1 protein-coding gene is annotated in these 214 nt (G+C 49.5%); it reads right to left on the minus strand.

Annotated features, from left to right (window positions below):
* A partial coding sequence (locus WFZ86_RS20345) for a hypothetical protein (RefSeq protein WP_342693645.1) occupies positions 1–214 on the minus strand: 214 nt, incomplete at both ends.

The raw sequence follows: 214 nt of genomic DNA on the forward strand, positions 1-214 counted from the left end.
CTGCTCCTTGGCAACGGGTTGAAGTTGCTGGACTGAAGGCTGCAATACTTACTGTCGGGGTCACTGTTACTACATGTGTAGTGGTAGCAGGACCGTTACATCCTGCAGCGCTTGCTGTAATTGTTGTGCTTCCTGACCAACCTGCTACATAGGTAACCTCCCCTGTGGATGCGTTTATACTATTGCCGGCTGTTAATGAAGCGGCATCTAAACT

This window comes from Flavobacterium polysaccharolyticum, from assembly GCF_038739875.1.
Lineage (GTDB): Bacteria > Bacteroidota > Bacteroidia > Flavobacteriales > Flavobacteriaceae > Flavobacterium > Flavobacterium polysaccharolyticum.